Source organism: Pseudomonas synxantha BG33R, assembly GCF_000263715.2.
GTDB lineage: Bacteria > Pseudomonadota > Gammaproteobacteria > Pseudomonadales > Pseudomonadaceae > Aquipseudomonas > Aquipseudomonas synxantha_A.
Map to the genome: position 1 here is coordinate 1,776,239 of NZ_CM001514.1, position 21,887 is coordinate 1,798,125.

General features: G+C 60.3%; 21 protein-coding genes. 11 read left to right on the forward strand and 10 right to left on the reverse strand.

All coding sequences use genetic code 11. The features are described 5' to 3' along the window. Positions 1–27 precede the first annotated feature (27 nt). The gene (locus PSEBG33_RS29505) at positions 28–4,500 is read left to right on the forward strand and encodes an SET domain-containing protein-lysine N-methyltransferase (RefSeq protein ID WP_005786091.1); all 4,473 of its coding nucleotides are present in this window, start codon (positions 28–30) and stop codon (positions 4,498–4,500) included. A gap of 48 nt (positions 4,501–4,548) precedes the next feature. On the opposite strand, the gene PSEBG33_RS19040 is transcribed toward PSEBG33_RS29505, so the two are convergent. Further along, complete coding sequence (locus PSEBG33_RS19040; RefSeq protein WP_032803360.1) at positions 4,549–5,142, reverse strand: nitroreductase family protein; 594 nt, start codon at positions 5,140–5,142, stop codon at positions 4,549–4,551. A gap of 154 nt (positions 5,143–5,296) precedes the next feature. Between PSEBG33_RS19040 and PSEBG33_RS19035 the strand changes: the two genes are divergently transcribed. Together PSEBG33_RS19035 and PSEBG33_RS19030 are read left to right on the forward strand one after the other, a co-directional pair. Then, complete coding sequence (locus PSEBG33_RS19035; protein ID WP_003172524.1) at positions 5,297–5,746, forward strand: YcgN family cysteine cluster protein; 450 nt, start codon at positions 5,297–5,299, stop codon at positions 5,744–5,746. 14 nt (positions 5,747–5,760) lie between these two features. Next, positions 5,761–6,981, forward strand: a complete 1,221-nt coding sequence (locus PSEBG33_RS19030) for a hypothetical protein (protein ID WP_005786096.1) — start codon at positions 5,761–5,763, stop codon at positions 6,979–6,981. Positions 6,982–7,064: 83 nt separating this feature from the next. Here PSEBG33_RS19030 and PSEBG33_RS19025 read toward each other — a convergent pair whose 3' ends face one another. The 3 genes from PSEBG33_RS19025 to PSEBG33_RS19015 all read right to left on the reverse strand — a co-directional run bounded on the left by PSEBG33_RS19025 (position 7,065) and on the right by PSEBG33_RS19015 (position 8,486). After that, positions 7,065–7,415 carry a YgaP family membrane protein gene (locus PSEBG33_RS19025; RefSeq protein WP_005786098.1) on the reverse strand — a complete coding sequence of 117 codons (351 nt, stop codon included), beginning with the start codon at positions 7,413–7,415 and terminating at the stop codon, positions 7,065–7,067. Between the two features lie 67 nt (positions 7,416–7,482). Then, positions 7,483–7,950, reverse strand: coding sequence for an RNA methyltransferase (locus PSEBG33_RS19020; protein WP_003189607.1), 468 nt, complete (start codon positions 7,948–7,950; stop codon positions 7,483–7,485). Positions 7,951–8,111: 161 nt separating this feature from the next. Continuing rightward, positions 8,112–8,486, reverse strand: a complete 375-nt coding sequence (locus PSEBG33_RS19015) for a YajD family HNH nuclease (RefSeq protein WP_005786102.1) — start codon at positions 8,484–8,486, stop codon at positions 8,112–8,114. A 107-nt stretch (positions 8,487–8,593) separates the two neighbouring features. Between PSEBG33_RS19015 and PSEBG33_RS19010 the strand changes: the two genes are divergently transcribed. Beyond that, a complete protein-coding gene (locus tag PSEBG33_RS19010; RefSeq protein ID WP_005786104.1) occupies positions 8,594–9,514 on the forward strand; it encodes a ParB/Srx family N-terminal domain-containing protein in 921 nt (306 codons plus the stop codon). 30 nt (positions 9,515–9,544) lie between these two features. Here the strand turns inward: PSEBG33_RS19010 and PSEBG33_RS19005 are convergent, their stop codons facing one another. Continuing rightward, positions 9,545–10,231, reverse strand: coding sequence for a spermidine synthase (locus PSEBG33_RS19005; protein ID WP_005786106.1), 687 nt, complete (start codon positions 10,229–10,231; stop codon positions 9,545–9,547). 78 nt (positions 10,232–10,309) lie between these two features. Here PSEBG33_RS19005 and PSEBG33_RS19000 point away from each other — a divergent pair, with 78 nt between their 5' ends. Continuing rightward, a complete protein-coding gene (locus tag PSEBG33_RS19000) occupies positions 10,310–10,588 on the forward strand; it encodes a hypothetical protein (protein WP_005786107.1) in 279 nt (92 codons plus the stop codon). Positions 10,589–10,636: 48 nt separating this feature from the next. Here the strand turns inward: PSEBG33_RS19000 and PSEBG33_RS18995 are convergent, their stop codons facing one another. Beyond that, on the reverse strand, positions 10,637–12,679 hold the full coding sequence (locus PSEBG33_RS18995; RefSeq protein ID WP_005786109.1) for a S9 family peptidase: 2,043 nt from the start codon (positions 12,677–12,679) through the stop codon (positions 10,637–10,639). Positions 12,680–12,703: 24 nt separating this feature from the next. Here PSEBG33_RS18995 and PSEBG33_RS18990 point away from each other — a divergent pair, with 24 nt between their 5' ends. From PSEBG33_RS18990 to PSEBG33_RS18980, 3 genes are read left to right on the forward strand one after another with little or no spacing between them, the layout of a single operon-like run. Next, positions 12,704–13,231 carry a hypothetical protein gene (locus PSEBG33_RS18990; protein ID WP_032803366.1) on the forward strand — a complete coding sequence of 176 codons (528 nt, stop codon included), beginning with the start codon at positions 12,704–12,706 and terminating at the stop codon, positions 13,229–13,231. A gap of 32 nt (positions 13,232–13,263) precedes the next feature. Next, positions 13,264–14,040 carry a class II glutamine amidotransferase gene (locus PSEBG33_RS18985; protein ID WP_005786112.1) on the forward strand — a complete coding sequence of 259 codons (777 nt, stop codon included), beginning with the start codon at positions 13,264–13,266 and terminating at the stop codon, positions 14,038–14,040. A 10-nt stretch (positions 14,041–14,050) separates the two neighbouring features. Further along, complete coding sequence (locus PSEBG33_RS18980; RefSeq protein ID WP_005786113.1) at positions 14,051–14,593, forward strand: DUF2937 family protein; 543 nt, start codon at positions 14,051–14,053, stop codon at positions 14,591–14,593. 52 nt (positions 14,594–14,645) lie between these two features. Here the strand turns inward: PSEBG33_RS18980 and PSEBG33_RS18975 are convergent, their stop codons facing one another. After that, complete coding sequence (locus PSEBG33_RS18975; protein WP_005786115.1) at positions 14,646–15,566, reverse strand: LysR family transcriptional regulator; 921 nt, start codon at positions 15,564–15,566, stop codon at positions 14,646–14,648. 175 nt (positions 15,567–15,741) lie between these two features. Here PSEBG33_RS18975 and PSEBG33_RS18970 point away from each other — a divergent pair, with 175 nt between their 5' ends. The 3 genes from PSEBG33_RS18970 to PSEBG33_RS18960 are packed head-to-tail and all read left to right on the forward strand — an operon-like array spanning position 15,742 to position 18,094. Next, a complete protein-coding gene (locus tag PSEBG33_RS18970) occupies positions 15,742–16,482 on the forward strand; it encodes a 5-oxoprolinase subunit PxpA (RefSeq protein WP_005786116.1) in 741 nt (246 codons plus the stop codon). Next, positions 16,479–17,183, forward strand: coding sequence for a 5-oxoprolinase subunit PxpB (gene pxpB, locus PSEBG33_RS18965; protein WP_005786118.1), 705 nt, complete (start codon positions 16,479–16,481; stop codon positions 17,181–17,183). Before PSEBG33_RS18970 ends, pxpB begins: the two co-directional genes overlap by 4 nt. Then, positions 17,180–18,094 (forward strand): biotin-dependent carboxyltransferase family protein, encoded by a 915-nt coding sequence (locus tag PSEBG33_RS18960; RefSeq protein WP_005786119.1) that lies wholly within the window; start codon positions 17,180–17,182, stop codon positions 18,092–18,094. The genes pxpB and PSEBG33_RS18960 overlap by 4 nt, the downstream gene beginning before the upstream one ends. A 483-nt stretch (positions 18,095–18,577) precedes the next feature. Here PSEBG33_RS18960 and PSEBG33_RS18955 read toward each other — a convergent pair whose 3' ends face one another. From PSEBG33_RS18955 to PSEBG33_RS18945, 3 genes are all read right to left on the reverse strand, one after another. Further along, complete coding sequence (locus PSEBG33_RS18955) at positions 18,578–19,756, reverse strand: vWA domain-containing protein (RefSeq protein ID WP_005786120.1); 1,179 nt, start codon at positions 19,754–19,756, stop codon at positions 18,578–18,580. Further along, positions 19,756–20,601 carry an AAA family ATPase gene (locus PSEBG33_RS18950; protein WP_003210690.1) on the reverse strand — a complete coding sequence of 282 codons (846 nt, stop codon included), beginning with the start codon at positions 20,599–20,601 and terminating at the stop codon, positions 19,756–19,758. Before PSEBG33_RS18950 ends, PSEBG33_RS18955 begins: the two co-directional genes overlap by 1 nt. A 150-nt stretch (positions 20,602–20,751) precedes the next feature. Then, a complete protein-coding gene (locus tag PSEBG33_RS18945; protein WP_005786123.1) occupies positions 20,752–21,828 on the reverse strand; it encodes a DUF748 domain-containing protein in 1,077 nt (358 codons plus the stop codon). Positions 21,829–21,887: the final 59 nt, after the last annotated feature.

Consider the following 21,887-nt stretch of genomic DNA (forward strand, 5'->3'; position numbering starts at 1 on the left):
GCGCTTCGTTGACTAAGGACAGCCCCTATGAATACCCTCACTTCGCCGGGGGGTTATACCCGCCCCCTCGCGCATTCCAGCTTGCCCGTTACCCCTGCTGTCCAACCTCCTGAAGAGGTTGTGCACGCCGTCGATATTCGCGCAATTAAACAGCCTGAATCACTTAATGCTGCGCTCGCAGAGCACTGCAACCGGCGAACCCTGGCCGATAAGTTGCAGAATATTATCCAGGACTTGAACCGGCAACTCGTTCAAACCCCAGCGCTATCCAGAGCGCAGATGGAGAGTGCGCTGGCATCGCAGCTCAAAAACACAACGATGTACGTGTGTGACAACTCTGCCGATCCGGCCGCGCAACCACTGTCTGCCAACCGAGTGGTCAGCCTTGAGTCTTATTTGTCCAGCAGTGGCACAGAGGTTCCGAAAACCCTGGAGGCGTTGACGAGCCTGCAGGAAATGATTGCCGAACGGGCGAGAGTTCATCCTTTGGGCAACCTCGGTGGCGGGTTGTCGTGGCCCGTCCAGATGCCCCTTCAAGACCAGAACAGCATCATCACTCTGATGCAAAGCAACAGCAGTGGGTTGCCAGGCTTGCCGTTGGCGGATAGCGCGAAAGGTGCCCTGGGCTATTTGATCAGCGAAAGCTCGGTGTCTGAAGCGGATCTGAAGGCGCCGGTGCTGGCGATGGAAAAACTGCTCGGTTCGCCCAAGGCCATGGCGCTGGGGCATGCCATTCGGTCCAGGCTGGACGGCATCCCTGCGGGCGTCGACAGCAGCGATTATGTGTTAACGGCGATCCAACTTGGACTTGATCCGGAGTCCCTGGTCACGCCTGCCCGCGACACCGTCGCCGGGTTTGATCTGGCAAGCCGTCAACACTGGGGGCAAACGGCGTCGGCGGTGATTCAGAGGCTGGCTACACACTTGATTGAAAACGGCCGGGCCACCGCGCAAACCGCCAACCTGTGTGCCTCTCTGCTGTTGGCCAGGATAGCGCCGCAGTTTCTGATCAAGAATATTCCTGCCAGTGTGACCTACGCCAGCGTGCTCTGGACACACTTGGCGATGGCGGTGGCTAGGATCGAAGCACGCACCCCTGGCTGTACGCTGGGCATGGAGTATGCCGAGGTTTTGCTGGCTGCTGAGCAGCTTGAGAGCGACGAAGACGTCAGCCAACAGATCGATTATCAGGCATTGAGGGACTGGGCCGTGGTTAACGATCCCCTCTTCAGTGCTGATCAGACGCCTTCGGCGGATGCAATGGAGCGTGTAAGGGTGGCCTTTAACAGTCACTTGAGTTCTATAAAAACCACCAGCGCTGTGCTGCAAACGCCGATCCCCAGTCGAAGGGCGGATGCCTTGGTTCTGCTTGAAGAGGCGTTTCCCGGCTTGGACCCAAGCTTGTTTGAGGTCAAAACTATACAGAAGGCCAGGTTGAAAGAAGGGCGGCCCGGTCTCTATCCCGGTATGCGCTCGATGCTGGATATCGTCATGGAAGGCACCCCGCTCGGGGCTGAAGATCATTGGATCAGCAATGACAAGCGTCTGCCCATCGATAAAGTTTGCAGCCTTGGCAGGGCGGGGAAATTGAGTGTTGCCGCGTCGTTCAAGACCGCGTTCGATGCGGCTATCAACACCCATGAAGAAGCCCACCAAGGCTTGGTCCGACACCTGATCTCGGCGTTACCGCTGGAAGATCGTCAGAACCTCGAATACGGCGAGTTGGAATTCTTCCATACCAACCAATATACAGTTGCCCCTGATTTATTTAGCCCGCCCATGTTGCGTACCAGAGGCCACACCCTGGAGATGAAGGCCACCAGGAATGGGCAAACCAATGTCTATCTGATTGACACCCGACGGGGCGTGATCGAAAAAAGGAATTATCGGATACGCCGCCTCACTGCCCCTTTCACCTCTCACAAGATGGATGAACGGGATGCCGATATCCTTACGAGAACCGCGCCGTTCAAGCCCCACGATGATGTCGGCGCTCGGCAGTTCAAGGCTGTCTCTGATGAGGCGGTGCTGCCTGACAGCTTCAACTCTGCGCGCAGTCATGCAATCGCCCGCGTATTTGTAAAGGCCCTCGACCTGAAAAACGATGATCTATTGAATGAGGCCAGGGGAACCACTTCCTATGATCAGGACAGAAGCCGCAACGAGGCGATTGGCGAGTTCTTCCTGAATCTCATCCCGCTACGCTCGGCCATCGTCAATTTTCGCCAGGGTAACGTCGGGCAAGGCCTCTTTGATCTGGCTCTGGATGTCGTCGGGCTGCTCACCGTGGGGGTCGGCAAGGCTGCGCAAACAGGCAAGGTACTGGGTAAAGCCTTGTCATCGACACGCCATGCGGCCAAGGCTGCAAGGTTTGTCGGAGCTACCATGGTAGATGCCCTCAACCCGTTGAGCGGCGTTGGAGATCTGTTGGTGGGCGGTGGTCGGTTGGCGACCAAAGGCGGCAGTTATGTGCGCCGGCAACTCAAGCAGCTCAGGGGCACGGCGGGTCGTTATGACGTGCTCAAGGCTGCCAGCAAGCAGTACGGAGACGCGGCAACGGGGGCCTTCAACGTGGCAGGCGACAGGGTCAGAGGGGGGGCTGTGCTGCACAATGGCAAATGGTATGCCTTTGATAGCGACACGATGCGCGCCTATGGGCGCCCGCTCGACAGTTTTACCCCTGATATCCACGCTGTGGATGGCCTGGCCGGCACCGCATACATCGAATCAGGGGTGGAGCTGAGCAACACCGCATTCAGTCGATATGAGGCCCCCAAGTCGAAAATCGCCGGGCTTGTACGAAACAGTCAGGGGCTTTACGTGGCTGCCGATGGCCATTTGTCACATATTCGTCATATCGACAGTGATGGGCGGACGGCGGTGTATGAAGTTCGCCAAGTGACACGTACGCAAGAGGGTGTTGTCCAGGCGCGGATCTATCACAACAATCGGCAAACCGAGTTGCTGGTCCAGCAGGTGCACGGCGATCAATGGCAGCGCCTGGGAAGCAAAGGCGGTGTGATCATTAACGCCGATCACCTCCGGGCCTGGGAAGCGCTGTCCCCTCAAGAGCAGCAGAAGATCACTGTCCGAGGTTTCGCCCGACAACATAAAATCCATCCGCCGACCTTCGCGTATTACCTGGATGGCCGTGGTGGCTTGAGTGATGTGGGCAAGATCGTGCGTGACCGCCCTAACGGGACACCGGCGTTTGCAATCAGACCGGATCATCTTCTTGAATGGCAAGGGATGACTCAGCAGGCACGCGACACGGTGACCATGCAGGGTTTCGCCGCTCGGTATAATCTTGATTTAGGTGATTTTCGAAACCACGCAAGGCAGGACGCAAGTGTGGGGCCTGCGGCGCAGGCGCTGTTTTTCAAGGCTGCTGGCGGCACTTACACCAAGATCGCCGATACGCATTTGCAGCAATGGAGCCAGCTTGCCCAACAGCCTGGCAATAAAGTCACGCCGGCGGCTTTTCAGGCTCAGCACAATCTCAGCCCGCTCGAATGGTCCTGGTTTGTTCGAATCGATGGGTCCCTCACCACGGAGGCTGTACGGCGTGTCGGTCGCATTCCACCTGCCGTGTCACCCATGAGTACGGGCACTTTAAGTACAAGTACAAGTACAAGCCCTCCCGCACTCCCAGGTAGAAAGCGGCCTGCGTCTGATTTCGTTGAACCATCGCAGCAGGAACCTCTGGACCTGTCGATGCCCCGCCCTGAAACTGCCCCAGTCGTGAAGCAACAGGCACAGGTACCTGAGCCGTCATCGGCAGCCGGCCCGAGCATCAAGACTGAACCAGGTGTCATGTACGTTCGTACTCTGGCTCCCCATCAAATCGATAATTCCTTGCCCATCCTACAGGACCCGAGAAATCCCGGAATCAGCTTGACCAGGGAGTTGGAGGGGGCTATTGACGATATTCGGATTACCTATTGGAATGAATTGTTGGATGGTATGAGTGCAGCCGATAGAAACTCGGTCGGCAGTCAGATTAAAGAGTCGATAAAAGACTGGTTAAGATCCGAGAGGCAGCACGGCACTCGATTTGATGACACCTTGGAGGTGATGACACCGCTGGATGACGAAGGGCCGGTACGTGGTGCTTCGGTGTTTGCGCGGCGAGATATCCCCAGATTCGAAGTGCTGGGCCCGTACTCGGGAAAGTATTACCCCAATCAAGTTGCCCTGTTTGAGGAGGAGCGCAAAAAAGGTTCGCGTGCGGTTTTGACCTACTTGTTCGGCACGCGCTCGCGTGAACGTACGGTCAGTGCATTGAATAGCGGCAATACGCTGAGCCTGGTCAACACCTCTCAGCTGCGCGGCGGGCCGGTGTGGCAAACAAACAATGTGGTGTCCATCAGCGTTGGGAAAAATCTGACGTTCTTCGTGGCAAATAAACACATCAAGAAAGGTGATGAATTGCTGATGGACTACGGCCCGTACTATCAACCGATACCCGATATTGCAATCAAAAAAGATCCAGAGACCTGATCCCTTTCCGATAGAGCTGCACTGCTCAGGTGCAGCTTTCGTCGGGCCTTATAAGCGGAAATCACCTTCTGATACCAGCTCGCTCAACGGTTTGCGCGGGCTCGGCGCTTCACGGCCTTGCAGGTATTCCGGCAGGCTCGACTTGTCACCCAGCTTACCCACCGCTACGGCCGCATGCAGCGCATAGCCTTGTGGAATCTTCAGCTCTTTGCGGGTCAGCTCCTGATCGAAACCGGCCATGCCGTGGGTGTGCCAGCCGCTGAGGCTGGCTTGCAGCGCCAGGTGTCCCCAGGCCGAGCCGGTGTCGAAGGTGTGCCACAGCGCCGGGGTTTCTTCTGTAGCGCCGGGGGCGATGAAGTCGGTTTTCGACGCGATGATGACCAGGGCCGACGCGTGCTGCGCCCAATTGCGGTTGAACTCATTCAGCAGGCCCAGGAAACGCTCCCAGTCCGGCGTGTCCCGGCGGGCGTAGAGAAACCGCCACGGCTGCGAGTTGTACGCCGAGGGTGCCCAGCGTGCGGCTTCGAAGAAACTCAGCAACGTCTCTTGCGGGATGCTTTCGCCAGTAAAGGCGCGGGGCGACCAGCGTTCGGTGAATTGGGTATGGATCGGGTAATCGGCAACGCGTGGGTTATCGCTCATGGACAGATCCTGATGAAAAAAGCCGGGGTTCAAAACTACTGCGCCAACCCAGGCCTGACAAGTCTTGCAACACCGTCAGTCGTAAGCGCTTGGCCGTAACGGGCTTGGGCACTAGACTGGCGGCCTTTTCACCTTCTGATACTGATGTTGAGCCATGGCCGCCAAAGTCGAACCTTTCTGGATACGCAAAACCCTTGAGCACCTCGACCAGGAGGAGTGGGAGTCGTTGTGCGACGGCTGCGGCCTGTGCTGCCTGCAAAAGCTTGAGGATGAAGACGACAACAGCGTCTATTACACGCGTATCGCCTGCAAACTGCTCGACCTGAAAACCTGCCAGTGCACCGATTACCCCAATCGCCGCGCTTCGGTGCCGGACTGTATCCAGCTCACGCCCGGCCAGGCCGACCAGTTCAAATGGCTGCCGCCAACCTGCGGCTATCGCCTGGTCAGCGAGCGCAAGGATTTGCCGCTCTGGCACCACCTGGTCTGCGGCGACCGCGATGCCGTGCACCATGAACGCATTTCCCAGTCCGGGCGCATGCTCAGCGAAGGCAGCGTGCCAGAGGACGACTGGGAGGATTACCTGATCTTCCGTGCAGGCTGAACAAAGGAGTGTGTATGAAGGTGGCAGCCAAGTTGGCAGCGGCCCTGGTATTGCTGGCCCTGAGCGGGCCGGGCTGGTGCGCTAAGAAGGTTGACCTGGATTATCACGTCAAGCTGCTGCCCCAGAGCGAGCAGGCCGAGGTGCGCGTCAGTCTGTCCCAAGGCTCGGCGGTGCGCAGCCTGGACTTTGACCTGGGCCGCAGTGGCGATTACAGCGACTTCAAGGCCGACGGCCAATGGCAAGTCACGGGCAGCCGTGGTGTGTGGCAGCCCAGCGCCGACAAGGCCAGCCTGACCTACCGCGTGCGCCTGACCCACGCGCGCAAGCCGGGCACCTTTGACACACGGGCCACGCCCAATTGGGCATTATTGCGCGGTGAAGACCTGGTGCCGGCTGCGCGCCTGGACCAGCAAGATGGCATTGAATTGGTCTCGCGCCTGATGTTCGAACTGCCCGCGGGCTGGAAGAGCGTCGAAACCGCCTGGCCGCGCATTGGCAAAAACAAATTCCGCATCGACAACGTGTCCCGCCTGTTCGACCGCCCCACCGGCTGGATGCTCGCCGGTAACCTCGGCAGCCGTCGCCTGCGCCTGGGTGAAACCGAGGTCACCGTGGCCTCGCCAAAGGGGCAGGGCATGCGCCGCATGGACGTGCTGACGCTGCTGACGTTTGTGTGGCCGCAGGTGGACGCTGCGTTCCCACGCCATCCCGCCAAATTATTGATCGTCGGCGCGAGTGACCCGATGCGCCGCGGTGCCTGGGCGTCGCACGATTCGATCTACCTCAACAGCCGTACGCCACTGGTCAGCGAAAATGGCAGCAGCCCGTTGCTGCGCGAGGTGGTGCAGGCCATCGGGCGCTTCAACGACCACGACAGCAGTGACTGGATCAGCGAGGGCCTGGGGGAGTATTACGCGATTGAACTGGTGCGACGTGCCGGGGGCCTCACCGATGAGCGTTATGCGGCGATCCAGGCGCGCCTGGCCAAAGAAAGCAAGGCGGTCACCACGCTGAGGGGCGAGCAAATCGGCAGCGCTGGTGTAGCGCGGGCAGTACTGGTGTTGCAGGACCTGGACCGCGAGATCCGCGTGAAAACCCACAACAAGCGCTCCCTGGATGATCTGGCGCAGGCGGTGATGCGGGTGAACAGCATCAACACCAAAGAGTTCGTTCAGTTGGCTGAAAGCGTAATCGGCGAGTCGTCGGTGGTACTGGATAGCAAACTGCTGCGCTGATCCCAAGCCCTGTGCAATTCAAAATGTGGGAGGGTGCAAGCCCCCTTCCACATTTGAATCTCCAGCATGTCCAATTACTTAGGTCAGGTTTTGGGTTTCACAGCCTTCTGCGCCGCCACTTCCGCCTTGGTCTTCAAATTCTTCAATTCTTCCCCGGCCCGCTCGATCTTCGTGCGCACGCTGTTCATCTCCTGGCGGCCCTGCTCCAGCTTGTCTTTGAGCGAACTGTGCCCGGTAAAGCCACGGGCCAGTGCCACGCCGCCAATCGCCACCTGGATCAGCCCGAAAATCCCGCCGCGGCGCAGGCCTTTGCCGACCATCATCACGCCGCCCGCCACTGAGCCGATGCGCTCCCAGCCATGCACGTTCTGGGTAGGCTGAGGCTTCAACGGTGTGGCTTCGATGATAGGTTGCAAAATTTTGCTGTCGCTCATGATCTGTCTCCAACAAGGGCTAGTGTTACTAGCTGACTGCGCGCAGGTGCCCGATGTTCCCGCAGAATCAGTACTTGGGGCCCGAACGGGTGTTGTTGCCCTTGGCCAGGCGGTCGTAGAGCACCACATTGACGGTGGCCGCCAGGTTCATGCAGCCCGTGGTGGGGATGTACACCACATCTTCGCACCAGTCGCGGATCTCCTTGTCCAGGGAACCGTCCTCGGGGCCGAAGATATACAGCGCGCGGTCGGGGTGGGTGTATTCAGGCAGCGGGCGGGCGCCTTCCACCAGTTCCACGGCAACCGGGATGCAGCCCAGGGGCAGGATCTTCTTCAGGTCGTCGATGCCGATCAGCGGAATGTCGTGGTGGACCTTCTTGGTGTCGGTGATGAAGTCCCGGGCGCGCTCGTAGCGCACGCCGGTGTAGAACACCGAGGCCACGCCGTAGCAGCCGGCGGCACGCATCACCGAGCCGACGTTTTCGGGGGATTTTGGGTTATACAGACCGATGCAGCTGTAGCGTTTATTGCCCACGGGGAAGGGTGCCTTGGAGAAAAACGGCGATTATACGGCCTGGGTGTATGCAGTGCTTGGGCGATCGTCATCGCGGGCAAGCCCGGCTCCCACAGGGGAATGCATTCCAAATGTGGGAGCTGGCTTGCCTGCGATGAGGCCAGTACAGACAAGGACGATCTTCAGTCGTCTTTCTTCATCAACCCCGCCAGCGCCGCAAACGGGTTGTGCGTCGCCTTGGCAATGCTCGGGCTGCTGGTGGAGCCTTCGCCGAAATACTGCTGGTCGGTGTAGCGCGAGTGTTCGTTGTCGTGGCAGTACAGGCACAGCAATTCCCAGTTGGAGCCGTCCTGGGGATTGTCATCATGATTATGGTTGCGGTGGTGTACGGTCAGTTCACTCAAACGCTTGCCGGCGAATTCACGGGCGCAGCGGCCGCACACGTGGGGGTACATCTTCAAGGCTTTGTCGCGGTAGCCCATTTCGCGGTCGCGCTGGGCATCGGCGAGGATGCGGTCCAGCTTGGCGGTGTGGGAGGGCGGGTTGGTCGAGCTCATCATGGCTCCTGGCTATTTGGTGGGTCACGGATAAGGTTGATTCTAGCCGCTTACGCTGAAAATCACCCCTAGGGATTGCTTCACTGACTGATAAGGATTTGAAATTTATGCGTCTGCATTCATGGACTCTCGGGCTTGTGCTCTGTGTGGTTACCGCTCAGGCCCAGGCGTTGTCGACGCCGCAACCCGGGCAGGTGATCGAGGTGGCCCTGGAGCAATTGCACCCCACCCAGGCCGTGGTGGGGTTCGACCAGATCTACTACAGCCTGGGGCTGTTCGCCGACAAGCCGGCCAAGGCGTTCGATGAGTACTGCGAAACCAACGGCCAGGGCGAGGCTGACCAGGTGCCGAAAAACGCCGAACTGCTAAGGCCCGACAGCTTTACCTGCAAGCACCCGGTCGGCACCTATGCGCAGGATATGAAAACCGTGGTGGTGGGTCCCGGCGGCCAGCTTTACCTGACCGATGGTCATCACAGTTTCACCACCCTGTGGGAAACACCCGGCGCTGGCCCGCGCTTGAAAATGTGGGTCAAGGTCACCAACGACTTCAGTGCCAGCCCTAACCTCGCCACGTTCTGGCAGCGGATGGAAGCGGCTCGCAAGGTCTGGCTCAAGGACAACCGAGGCCAGGCGTTGCCAGCGGAGCAACTGCCAGCGCACCTGGGCTTCAAGAACCTGCAGGACGACACGTTCCGCAGCCTGGTGTATTTCACCCGCAAGGCCGCCTACGGCAAGCCAAGCGAGGGTGCGATTGCGCCGGAATTTCTCGAGTTCTACTGGGGCAACTGGCTGCGCACGCAGATTGATCTGGGCCAGTACAACCTGAACAAGAAGGGCGGCTACAAGGACGCCATCGAGGCTGTGGCCAAGCGCATGGTCAGCCTGGCGCCGGGGGCAATGGTCGGCGACAGCGGTTTCACTGCCCGGCAGTTGGGCGGTATGACCCAGCTGGATCGCGACGAGTTGGAGAAGACCTTCGACAAGAAAGTGCCGTACGTGATCGACTACCGCAAATCCCTTAACTGACGCCGCAGGTCAAATGTGGGAGGGGGTGATTCAACTCTTCAGCTTTTCTGCAATCCAGATGGTATGCCGCGTGCCTTTATTGCCATGGGCGAACACCTGAACCTCTTCAGCCTTGAAACCGGCCTTGCGCAGTTTGTCGCTGAACAGCTTATCGGCACTGGCCGACCACACGGCGAGCACGCCCTTGGGCCGCAGGGCCTTGGCGCAGGCGGCCAGGCCACCGGCGGAATACAGCCAGCTGTTGGCCTTTTGCGTAAGCCCCTCGGGGCCGTTGTCGACGTCAAGCATGATCGCGTCGAAGCCCTGGGGCTCGGCCTGTAGCACCTTGGCCACATCTTCCAGACGAATCACCGTGCGCGGGTCCAGCAATGGGCGCCCGGATTTTTCTCCCAGTGGCCCACGGTTCCATTCCACGACCCCCGGCACCAGCTCGGCCACCACCACTTCGGCAGTCTTGCCCAAATGCTTGAGCGCCGCGGCCAAGGTAAAGCCCATGCCCAAGCCGCCGATCAGCACGCGTGAGTTGGGGCGACCGGCGACCTTGCGGCAGGGAATCTCCGCCAGGGCGTCTTCGGAACCGTGCATGCGCGTGTTCATCAACTGGCCGCCGTCACCGCCCTGGATCTTGATGACGAAGTCCTCGCCATACTCGAACAGGCACAAGGCGCCGCCGTTGTCGGGGATCGGAGTAGTGTCCAGCAGAACGAAACGTTTCATGGAAATCTCATTGGGAAGGGCATTCTTGCGCAGTTGGGAGTAGCCTTAAGGCATTCCGGTCAGGCCATGGAGCCATCGATGAAGTGCAGCATTCTAACGGTCATTGTATTGAGCGCGCTCATATCCGCTGCGGCGCAGGCTCAGGAGTTGCAAACCGTACCGGTCGCGCCCGCACCAACCCCAGGCGCGCCGGGCACGCCGACCCCGACGTTGTACCCTCAAGTCAGCCCGCCCGCCACGCCCAAGACGAACGGTACGCCACCGTTGGTGCCCATCGTGTTGCCCACGCCGCCCAAGGACCAGACTGTCCCCGGCCTGCAGCAGAACGACAGCAAGCCGAAGACGCCCGGCGGTTAAAACAGTCAAGGCGGTCCTGCGTTCAGACGGGCCCGCTCCATCAAGTGCCTAGATCAGCCCGAGCGCCTTGAACACAAACGCATATTCGAGCGCTACGTCACGCAATCCCTGGTAGCGCCCGCTCATGCCGCCATGGCCGGCGCCCAGCTCGGTTTTGAGCAGCAACAGGTTGTCTGAAGTGGCGGTATCGCGCAGCTTGGCCACCCACTTGGCGGCCTCCCAATACTGCACGCGGCTGTCGTTGTAGCCGGCAATCACCAGCATGGCCGGGTACGCCTGGGCGCTGACGTTTTCGTATGGCGCGTAAGCCTTGATGCGCGCATACACTTCGGGTTCCTCGGGGTTGCCCCATTCGTCGTACTCGGTGATGGTCAGCGGTAGCTCCGGATCGAGCATGGTGTTGAGCACATCGACGAACGGCACTTCGGCAATCGCCGCCTGGAACAGTTCCGGGCGCTGGTTGAGCACCGCGCCAATCAACAGGCCGCCGGCACTGCCGCCGCTGATCGCCAGTTGCCTGGAAGTGGTCAGCCCCTCGGTGATCAGGTGTTCGGCGCAGGCGATAAAATCGCTGAAGGTATTCTGTTTGTGTTCCTGCTTGCCGTTGCGGTACCAGGCTTCACCCAGCTCACCGCCGCCGCGCACATGGGCGATGGCAAACGCGACCCCTCGGTCCAGCAAGCTCAAGCGTGCGTGGGAGAACCATGGGTCCAGGCTTGAGCCGTAGGCACCGTAGCCGTACAGATACAGCGGGGTGGGTTTACCCAGTTGATCACGCTTGACCACCAGGCTGATGGGCACTTGGGTGCCGTCGGCAGAGGTGGCCCACAGGCGCTGGCTGACGTAGTCGTCGGCGTTGAATGTGCCGAGTACCGGGGTTTCCTTGAGCACCACCTGCGCGCCGCTTGCCAGCTCTAGCTGACGCACCTGGGCGGGACGGTTCAGGGCCTCATAGCGTAGGCGGATTTTGTCGCTTGGAAATTCCAGGCTGTTTTGTACGTAGAGGCTGTAGGCGGCGTCGGGTAATTCCACGCGATAAGCCGGTACACCCTCGGGGTGCACCTCGATGACCGGCAGGCCGCCGATGCGCAGGCTCAATGTCATGGCGCTGGCGTTCAGGCTCACGCCGTCGAGCATGACTTCGTCGCTGTGAGGGATCAGGTTCTGCCAGTCGGCCTCGGTAGGCGGCGTGCCGGTATCGGCGGCGAGGTAGAGCGCGTAGTTGATGCCGTCGCGGTTGCTGCGAATAAACCAGGTCCACTCGCCGTTACGCTTGCCGTGGTCGACATCGTATTCGTGGTCCTCGACCCGCGGCGCCAGGCAGGTGAAGGCCAGGTGCGGCTGATCGGCATCCAGCGCCCAGATTTCACTGGTGGTCTTGCTGCCCAGGGCCAGTAGCAGTTGGCGCTCGGAGCTGGAACGGTAGCAGTGCAGGAAGAAACGGCCATCGGGCTCGTGGAACACTTCCTGCGCCGCCGTACCGTCCAGACGGTAGCGATACAGCTTGTGCGGGCGATGGGTGTCGTCCAGTTCGCCGAAGAACAGCGTCAGGCTGTCATTGGCCCAGGTCATGCTGCCGTCGCAGTTGTCGAACGCCAGTTCGCTGACCTTGTCGGTGGCCAATTCCTTCACGTACAGGGTGTAGATCTCTTCACCGCTGGTGTCGAGGCTGTAGGCCAGGCGCTGGTGGTCGGGGCTGATGCTGAACGCGCCGAGGGAGAAAAAGCCGCCATTGGCTAATACGTTCGGGTCCAGCAGCAGTTCTTCACTGCTCTCGTCCACCTGGTTGCTGTCATCGGCCGGGCGGCGGCAGCGATAGTGCCGTGCATATTCGTCGCCGGCGGTGGTGCGGGTGTAGTACAGGTACGGGCCCCAGGGGGAGGGCAGGGACAGATCGGTTTCGAGGATGCGGCCCTTGATCTCATCGAACAGCGTTTCGCGCAAAGCCTGCTGGTCGGCGAGCTGGGCTTCCTGCCAGGCGTTTTCCGCCTTGAGGTAATCGAGCACTTCAGGGGTGTCGCGCTCCTGCAGCCAGGCGTAGGGGTCTGCGCCTGGGGCCTTGCGGGCAATCGGAGCGGTGGAAATAGGCATGGATAATTCCCTATCTGGCGGACGGTGGCCGGCATTGCAGCCGCGACACGCAAAAGCCGTTATCATAGCCGCCTCTTTGCCAGCCTTGCCATGGACACCATGACCGAGAACGACTATCTGACCGCTTGGGGCCTCTACGCCTTCGCCGCTTTGGGCTGCCTGTTAGTGTGGTGGCGCATGACCCGCTGGGTCTGGCGCTGGCTGCGCGAGCCGCTGCAATTGCTGATGGCGGTGCTGTTACTGAGCCCGACCATCGTCGACCCGGTCAAGACCCAGTTTGCGCCGGCCGTGGCCATTACCGCCCTGGACCTGGTGCTCAAGGTCGGCAACAACGCCTGGCGGGCGATCTCCGATCTGTTCATGTACACGATGATCGTGTTTGCCCTGTACATCGTGTTTGTGCTGATCCGCTGGCCCATCGAACGCGCCGCCAACGCTCGCCGTGAGCGCAAGGCTGCTGCAGATGCCGCCTTGGCCGCCGAGCCGGAAGACGACGAACCGTTCCGTCGCCCGGCGCCTGCTGGTGGTATGCGGGTCGAGCCGCGCCTTTAAACGTTGACTGCCCCTGCAGCGAGAGCCCTGGCATGTGTGAATTATTGGGCATGAGTGCCAACGTCCCCACCGATATCGTGTTCAGCTTTACCGGGCTGATGCAGCGCGGTGGGCGTACCGGCCCGCACCGCGACGGTTGGGGCATCGCCTTCTATGAAGGCCGTGGCCTGCGCCTGTTCCAGGACCCGGCCGCGAGCAGTGAGTCTGAAGTGGCGCTGTTGGTGCAGCGCTATCCGATCAAGAGCGAAGTGGTGATCGGCCATATCCGCCAGGCCAATGTGGGCAAGGTCAGCCTGGCCAATACCCATCCGTTCGTGCGTGAGCTGTGGGGCCGCAACTGGTGTTTTGCCCATAACGGCCAGTTGGCCGACTTCCACCCGCGCGCCACGTTTTACCGCCCGGTCGGCGATACCGACAGCGAAGCGGCCTTCTGTGACCTGCTCAACCGCGTGCGCGAAGCCTTCCCTGAGCCTGTGGACATCGAGCACGTGCTGCCGGACCTGATCGCCGCCTGCGCCGAATACCGCAGCAAGGGCGTGTTCAACTGCTTGCTCAGCGACGGTGACTGGCTGTTTTGCTACTGCTCGACCAAGCTGGCGCAGATTACCCGGCGCGCGCCGTTTGGCCCCGCACGCCTGAAAGATGTCGACGTGATCGTCGATTTTCAGGCCGAAACGACGCCCAATGACGTGGTAACCGTCATCGCCACCGAGCCTTTGACCGACAACGAAAACTGGACCCGCTACGAACCGGGCCAATGGAGCCTGTGGCGACGCGGTGAATGCGTCAGCCAGGGCGTTACCGAATAAGGAATCGACCATGTTGCTCAGCTATCTGCGGTTGGTGCTGTTTGCCATTGGCTTGTTGGTCGGCGTGCAAGTGCCGGGGTTTATCAACGATTACGCCAAGCGCGTCGAAGCCCACTTGATTGAGGCACAGACTGGCTTGCGCGGCTTTGAGTCCACCGCGCAGCAGTTCTTCAACGGTGACATGCAAGCGCTGGTGGCGCATTACCGCGCCAGCGATGACCCGGTGTTCCAGAGCGACGCCAGCAGCCTGGGCGCGATGCTTGATCGCCAGCTTGAGTTGGACAAGCAATTCCAGGCCATGCAGGGCCCGTGGTACATCCGCGCCCTGCAAGTGGCCGTAGCCGCCGACCCGGATATCCGCCTGGAAACCTGGAATGGCTACAGTTACCAGATTCTGCTGACGCCCGAAGCCATGGGCTGGGGCTTGGGCGGGGCGATGCTGTTGTCGTTCGGCATCGAGTGCCTGTATCGCCTGATCGACTGGGTAGTGCTGGGTGGCCGGCGCTTGCGTCAGAGCCGTCCGATCGAAGAGCGGGACTTGAAGGGCCTATAAGTCAGGGCCGACTCGGTCCAATGTGGGAGCTGGCTTGCCTGCTCCCACAGTTTTAATCGGGTTTATGCAGTTGCATGCGTTCTGCACCGACTTCCTCGGCATAGCGAGCCACCACTTTCTGGCACAGCCCCACAATTTCCTCCACCAACTCCACCCCCACGCGCCATGACACCACCACCTGCAAGTTCGGCAGGCGCTGTGCCATCGGCAGCATCACCAATTCCCCCCGCGCCAGCTCTTCACTGACCAGCACCGGCGGCAGGGCACCGATGCCGAAGCCGTCACGCAACAATCGCGTAATTGCCGACACCGAGTTCACACAGTTCATTCTGGGCGCGGCCACGCCATTGGCCTGCATCAGGCTCAGCACGTCCTGATGCGGGTGGGAGTTTTTCGAGTAGGTGATGATGCGCTCCTGGGCCAGTTCGGCGAGGGAGGCGTAGTCACGGTTGTAAATCGAGTGGCTGGCGACGATCCAGGCCATGGGATGGCTGGCCAGTTCCAGGCTGCGCACGGTTTCCAGGCGCAGCAGGTCAGTTTGCAGGATCAGGTCGAGAAAACCTTTTTGCAACTGATCGCTGAGGTTCAGCGCGGTATCGGCGACCAGCTCGATTTCCACCAGCGGGAACAGCTTCATCAGTTCTGCCACCAGCGGGCTGAGCCAGGTGTGGATCACCGTGTCCATCGCGCCGATCCGAATGCGCCCGACCTTGCTGCTGGTGGTCTCCAGGGACTGTTTCAAACCCTGCATGGTCACCATCATCTGCTCGGCATAATCGAGCACCTTCAAGCCTTCCGGGGTCAGGCTCACGCCCCGGGAGTCTCGCAGGAACAGCTTCACCCCCAGCTCGCTTTCAAGCACGGCGATGCGGCTGGAAATCGAGGCCTGGGTGGTGAACAGCTTTTCGGCAGTCAGGCGAAAGCTCTTGAGCTTGGCCACCCAGACGAAGGTTTCGAGGAACTTCAAATTCATGGGATCAACTTTTTCTTATGCATGGATCGGTTTTTATTAGTTGGACGTCGCACCGGGCAAGCGCCAAAAATCGAGCCGTTCCACGATAAGCGTCGTTGGGGTGCCAGGACAAGTTGCGAGTTCTGTGTAATAAATCCCACACTACAAAAAAACAAAACCTACAGGAGCGACCACCGTGAGCCGCCTGCTACTGAACTGCGACATCGGCGAAAGCTTTGGCAACTGGACCATGGGTCTGGACGCCGAAGTCATGCCGTTCATTGATTGCGCCAACGTGGCCTGCGGTTTCCATGCCGGCGACCCGAGCATCATGCGCAAGACCGTCAGCCTGGCGTTCAAGCATGGCGTGCAAGTGGGCGCTCACCCGGCCTATCAAGACCTGCAAGGCTTTGGCCGACGGTCAATGAACTACACGCCGCAGGAAATCCAGGACCTGTTGCATTACCAGATCGGCGCGCTGGACGGCATCTGCCGGGTCCAGGGCGGACGCGTCAGCTACGTGAAACCCCACGGTGCGATGTACAACGACATGATGGCCAACCCCGCGCAGTTGCGTGCGGTGATCCAGGCCGTGGCCGCTTACGGCGACCTGCCGCTGATGCTGCTGGCTACCCGTGACAACAGCGCCGCCCAAGCTGTGGGTGACGAATACGGTGTGACCCTGTGGTTCGAAGCCTTTGCCGATCGCGCCTACGACAGCAAGGGCCATCTGGTTTCCCGGCAGTTGCCCGGCGCGGTGCACCACGACAGCGACACTATCGTGCAGCAGGCCCTGACCATTTCCCGTGGCGCGGCATTGGTCGCCAGCGACGGCAGCCCGTTGGCCTTGCAGGCCGATACCTTGTGCGTGCATGGCGACAACGCCAGCTCGGTGGCCGCGGTGCAGCGTATCCGCCAAGCGTTGCAGACAGCATGAAGCCACGCATTGAAGTGGTGGCCATCGACTGCCTGATGGTGCGTCTGTTTGAGGTGATTGCCGAGGCCAACATGCCGTGGATGCTCGCTGCCACGCAGCGTTTGCGCGCAGAGTTCGGCACGGCGCTGGTGGATCTGGTGCCGTCCTACACCACCTTGATGGTGCATTACGACCTCAGGGAGCTGACCCCGACACAGGCTCGGGAGCTGATCGACCTTGCGCTGACGGACCTGCAACCCCAGGCCCAGGGCAGCGGCCAGTGCCATGTGCTGCCGGTGTGGTACGACCTGAGCGTCGGCCCGGAGTTGACGCTGTTGTCCCAGCGCAGCGGGCTGACGGTAGAGGACGTGATCCGCCGCCACAGCGCCCATGAATACCAGGTGTTCGCCCTTGGTTTCGCGCCGGGTTTTGCCTTTATGGGGCTGGTGGATGAAATGCTCGCCACACCGCGCCTCAACACACCGCGCAAACGCGTGGCCGCTGGCAGCGTCGGCATCGCCGAACGGCAAACTGCTGCGTACCCGGTGGTGTCCCCGGGCGGCTGGAACCTGATCGGCCGCACCCCGGCCAAACTCTTCGACCGTGCGCGCGACGGCTACAGCCTGATGCAGCCCGGCGACACGGTGCGCTTCGCCCCGGTCAGCCACACCGAATTCGTCAACCTGGGTGGCGATGACACGCCGTTGGAGGCGCAGGCATGAGCCGCTTGATGATCGAGGCCAGCACGCCGCTGTGCCTGTTGCAGGACGCCGGGCGTTTTGGCGTGCGCCACCTGGGTGTAACCCAGGGCGGCGCACTGGACTGGGTGTCGATGTCTTGGGCTAACTGGCTCTTGGGCAATGCCCTGGATGCGCCGGTGGTGGAGATCACCCTGGGTGGTTTTACCGTGCAGGCCGAGGATTATTGCCTGTTGGCACTGGCCGGTGCAGACCTGGGCGCCTATATCGATGAGCGCGCCATAAGCCCCGGTCGCAGTTTTATCCTGCAAAAGGGCCAGCGACTGCGCTTCACCCAGCCGTTCAATGGGGCACGCGCTTATCTGGCGGCGCCCGGTGGGTTCGATGCCCCGACTGTACTTGGCAGTTGTGCCACGGTCGTGCGCGAAGCGTTGGGCGGGGTGGACGGTTTCGGCAAGGCATTGGCCGAAGGCGGGCGGTTGGCTTATTCCGGTACGGGCGGTGCAATGAAGGTGCTGGCCAAGCCGGAGTTGCAATCCGGTGCCTCACTGGACGTGATTATCGGCGCGCAGATCGGCCAGTTCAGCGGGCAGAGTTTATTCGACGCCTTCAACACCGAATGGGCGCTGGACAGCCGCGCCGACCGCATGGGGATGCGCTTGCTCGGCACGCCGTTGCAGTACCAGGGGCCGTCGTTGATTTCCGAAGGGATTCCGTTGGGCGCGATCCAGGTGCCCCCGGATGGGCAGCCGATTGTGTTGCTCAATGACCGGCAGACCATCGGCGGTTATCCGCGGCTGGGCGCGTTGACGCCTTTATCCTTGGCGCGGCTGGCGCAGTGTTTGCCGGGGGAGAAGGTGCGGTTGGCACCGGTGGTGCAGGAGGCGGCGCATCGGCAGCACACCAAGTTTTTGCAGCGGTTTGCCGATCGCTAAAAGCATCGCAGGCAAGCCAGCTCCCACATGTTGAATGCATTTCAAAGTTGGAATGCATAACCCTTGTGGGAGCTGGCTTGCCTGCGAAGGCGGCCTGACAGCCGACCAGGATGTTGGATCAGACCGAGTACATATCCGTTGCTGCGGTAACGGCCGCTTATGGTTTCGCTCTTACAGCGACTCACTTTTGGAGAGGCCCAAAAGTAAGCAAAAGGCCTTCGCCCCACCACTCGGCACCTCGCTCAGGCTCGGTGTGCCCGTAATCCGCCATGGCGCGGGGCGGCTAAACCGGCATCCCTGCCGGTTTACCCCCCAAATCCCTGTCGAATTCCGGCCAGCGTGGTTTAACGGGGCGCCTAAGATCAAGATCAAAAGCAGATCAAGAGCAAGAGCGGCTCGCTTCGCATCGTGGTTACCGTAGGGGGGCTGCGAACTGAAGTTGTGTAGATACCCATGCTGCGATGAGGCCGGTCAAAACACCGCCTATTTCGAGAGAAAACGCATACCTTCTTCCAACCCGCGCAGCGTCAGCGGGTACATCTGATCCTCCACCAACTCCCGCACAATCCCCGTCGAGGCCGTATAGCCCCAGGTATCTTTCGGGTAGGGGTTAATCCAGATCAGCTTCTTGTACTTGGCCATGAAGCGCTGCATCCACACATACCCCGGTTCTTCATTCCAGTGCTCGACGCTGCCGCCGGCCTGGGTGATCTCATAGGGCGCCATGGCCGCATCGCCGATGAAGATCACTTTGTAGTCGGCGCCGTACTTGTGCAGCAGGTCCTGGGTGGACGTGCGCTCCGAAGTGCGACGCTGGTTGTTCTTCCACACTGACTCGTACACAAAGTTATGGAAGTAGAAGTACTCCAGGTGCTTGAACTCGGTCTTGCACGCCGAGAACAGCTCTTCGCAGGTCTTCACATGGGCGTCCATCGAGCCGCCGATGTCGAACAGCAGCAACAGCTTGATGGTGTTGCGGCGTTCGGGGCGCATCTGGATATTCAGCAACCCGGCATCGCGGGCGGTGTGGTCGATGGTGCCGTCGATATCCAGCTCTTCGGCCGCACCCTGGCGTGCAAACTTGCGCAGGCGGCGCAGGGCGATCTTGATGTTGCGCGTGCCCAGTTCCACCTGATCGTCCAGGTTTTTGTACTCGCGCTGATCCCAGACTTTCACCGCCTTGCCCTGGCGCTTGCCGGCGTCACCGACGCGAATGCCTTCGGGGTTGTAGCCACCGGAACCGAACGGGCTGGTGCCGCCAGTGCCGATCCATTTGTTGCCGCCGGCATGGCGTTCTTTCTGTTCTTCCAGGCGTTTCTTGAACTCCTCGATCAGCTTGTCGAGGCCGCCGAGGGACTGGATCTGCGCGCGTTCTTCATCGCTCAGCGAACGTTCGAATTCCTTGCGCAGCCACTCTTCGGGGATCAGCGCCTGCAAATGGTCATCGAGTTTTTCCAGGCCATTGAAATAAGCACCGAAGGCACGGTCGAACTTGTCGAAATGCCGCTCGTCCTTGACCAGTATCGCCCGGGCCAAGTAGTAGAACTCGTCCATGTCAGCGAAGGTCACGCGCTGTTTCAGCGCGTTGATCAGGTCCAGCAGCTCGCGCACCGACACCGGCACCTTGGCCGCACGCATTTCATTGAACAGGTTGAGCAGCATCAGCGATTACCGCGGCGGCTCATGAACGCCAGCCGTTCCAGCAATTGCACATCCTGCTCGTTTTTCACCAAAGCGCCGGCCAGCGGTGGGATGGCCTTGGTCGGGTCGCGCTCGCGCAGCACCGCTTCGCCAATATTGTCGGCCATCAGCAGCTTGAGCCAGTCGACCAGTTCGGACGTGGAAGGCTTCTTCTTCAGCCCCGGAACCTTGCGCACATCGAAGAACACGTCCAGCGCTTCGCTGACCAGGTCTTTCTTGATGTCCGGGTAGTGCACATCCACGATTTTTTGCAGGGTGGTGCGGTCGGGGAAGGCGATGTAGTGGAAGAAGCAGCGGCGCAGGAATGCATCCGGCAGCTCTTTTTCGTTGTTGGAGGTAATGATGATGATCGGGCGCTTCTTGGCCTTGATGGTCTCGTCGATTTCGTAGACGTAGAACTCCATCTTGTCGAGTTCCTGCAACAGGTCGTTGGGGAACTCGATGTCGGCCTTGTCGATTTCGTCGATCAGCAGGATCACCCGCTCCTCGGACTCGAAGGCTTCCCAGAGCTTGCCCTTTTTCAGGTAATTGCGCACGTCGTGAACCTTGTCCACGCCCAGTTGCGAGTCGCGCAGGCGGCTCACTGCGTCGTACTCGTAGAGGCCCTGATGCGCCTTGGTGGTGGACTTGATGTGCCAGGTGATCAACTTGGCGCCGAAGGATTCGGCCAGTTGCTCGGCAAGCATGGTTTTGCCAGTGCCCGGTTCGCCCTTGACCAGCAACGGCCGCTCCAGGGTGATGGCGGCGTTGACGGCCAGTTTCAGGTCATCGGTAGCCACATAGGCCTGGGTGCCTTCGAACTTCATCGGTCATTCCTCGGATTCATCAATGCCCCGACTATACCCCGCAGCCCCGGCGACTGTGAACGCAGACGGGGCATTCAGTCTCTGAATGGCGGGTCACATCAATATCCTGAGCAATGAGGGACATGTGGGAGGGGGCTTGCTCCCACAGGGTTAATCAGCGCTGGGCTTGGGTTGTTCATACCGGGCATTGAACGCCTGGATAAACCCATTGCGCAGAATTGCGATCACTGCAGAAAACGCACTGACATTCTGCTGGTGCACGCTACCGCTGAGCTCCACACGGGTGGCGAACTGGTTTTTACGCTGGTTTTTCAGCACCGTTTCGCTGGCTCCGACCACGGCCTCCCAGATTGAGCGGAAGATATTCTTGTCCTTGTTTTCAACGTCTTGTTGCCAGTCAAACACCTCTACGTCACGCAGCAGCGGCTTGATGTAGCCGGTGAGTCGGCCATTTTCAGCCTGGGCTTCGATCACCACGTCGCCCGTGCCGGCCTTGAAGTCGAACTTGCCATAGGCCGATGCAAAGTCGTTCATGCGCTTGAGTTGCAGGTCGCGGGCGCGGAAGCGGAACTCGAACTCTTTGAAATCACTCAGCGGATCAAAGGTGGCATTGGCCTCCAGGGGCGCCTGGCCTTGCAGCAGTGCCTTGCCTTCGAAGCGGGCGTCGCGCTTGCCTTTGACATCCACCACATTGGTCAGGTTGTAGAAGCTGGCGTTGACCCCAGTGGCGTTGATATTGACCCGGGGCTTGGAGCTGAAGTTATGGAAGGCAATCTCGCCGTCTTCGATGCGCACTTCATTGAGGGTGATCGGCAGCAACTTGCGCAGTTGTTCCTGCCAGTCGGTGCCTTTACCCGTCTGGGACGCCTGCTTGTTGGCACCGCCATCGACGAAGTTGATCTGCGGACGCACAAAATGCCCCTCGGCCACGACGGCGTGGTCGTACCAGAGGGAATGCCAGCTCACGGCGAACTCGATCAGCGGCGCCTTCACGAATGGCACCGGGACCTTGCCGTCCACCTTGACGATTTGCAAGCCGTTGATCCGGTAGGCGCCGCGCCACAGGGCCAGGTCCACATCGGCAATTTCGCCGCGGTAATCGCCCATGTTGGCGAGTTTCTCGTTCAGGTAATTGCGCACCAGGTAGGGCAGCGCGATATTCAAGGCAATCAGGACCAGCACCAGAGCGGCGATTGTCCCTAACGGCCAACTGTAACGACGTTTCATGGGGCAGTTCTCCTTGCTTGTAGGAGATTGACTGTTCTGATGAACGCAACGTTCCCCCG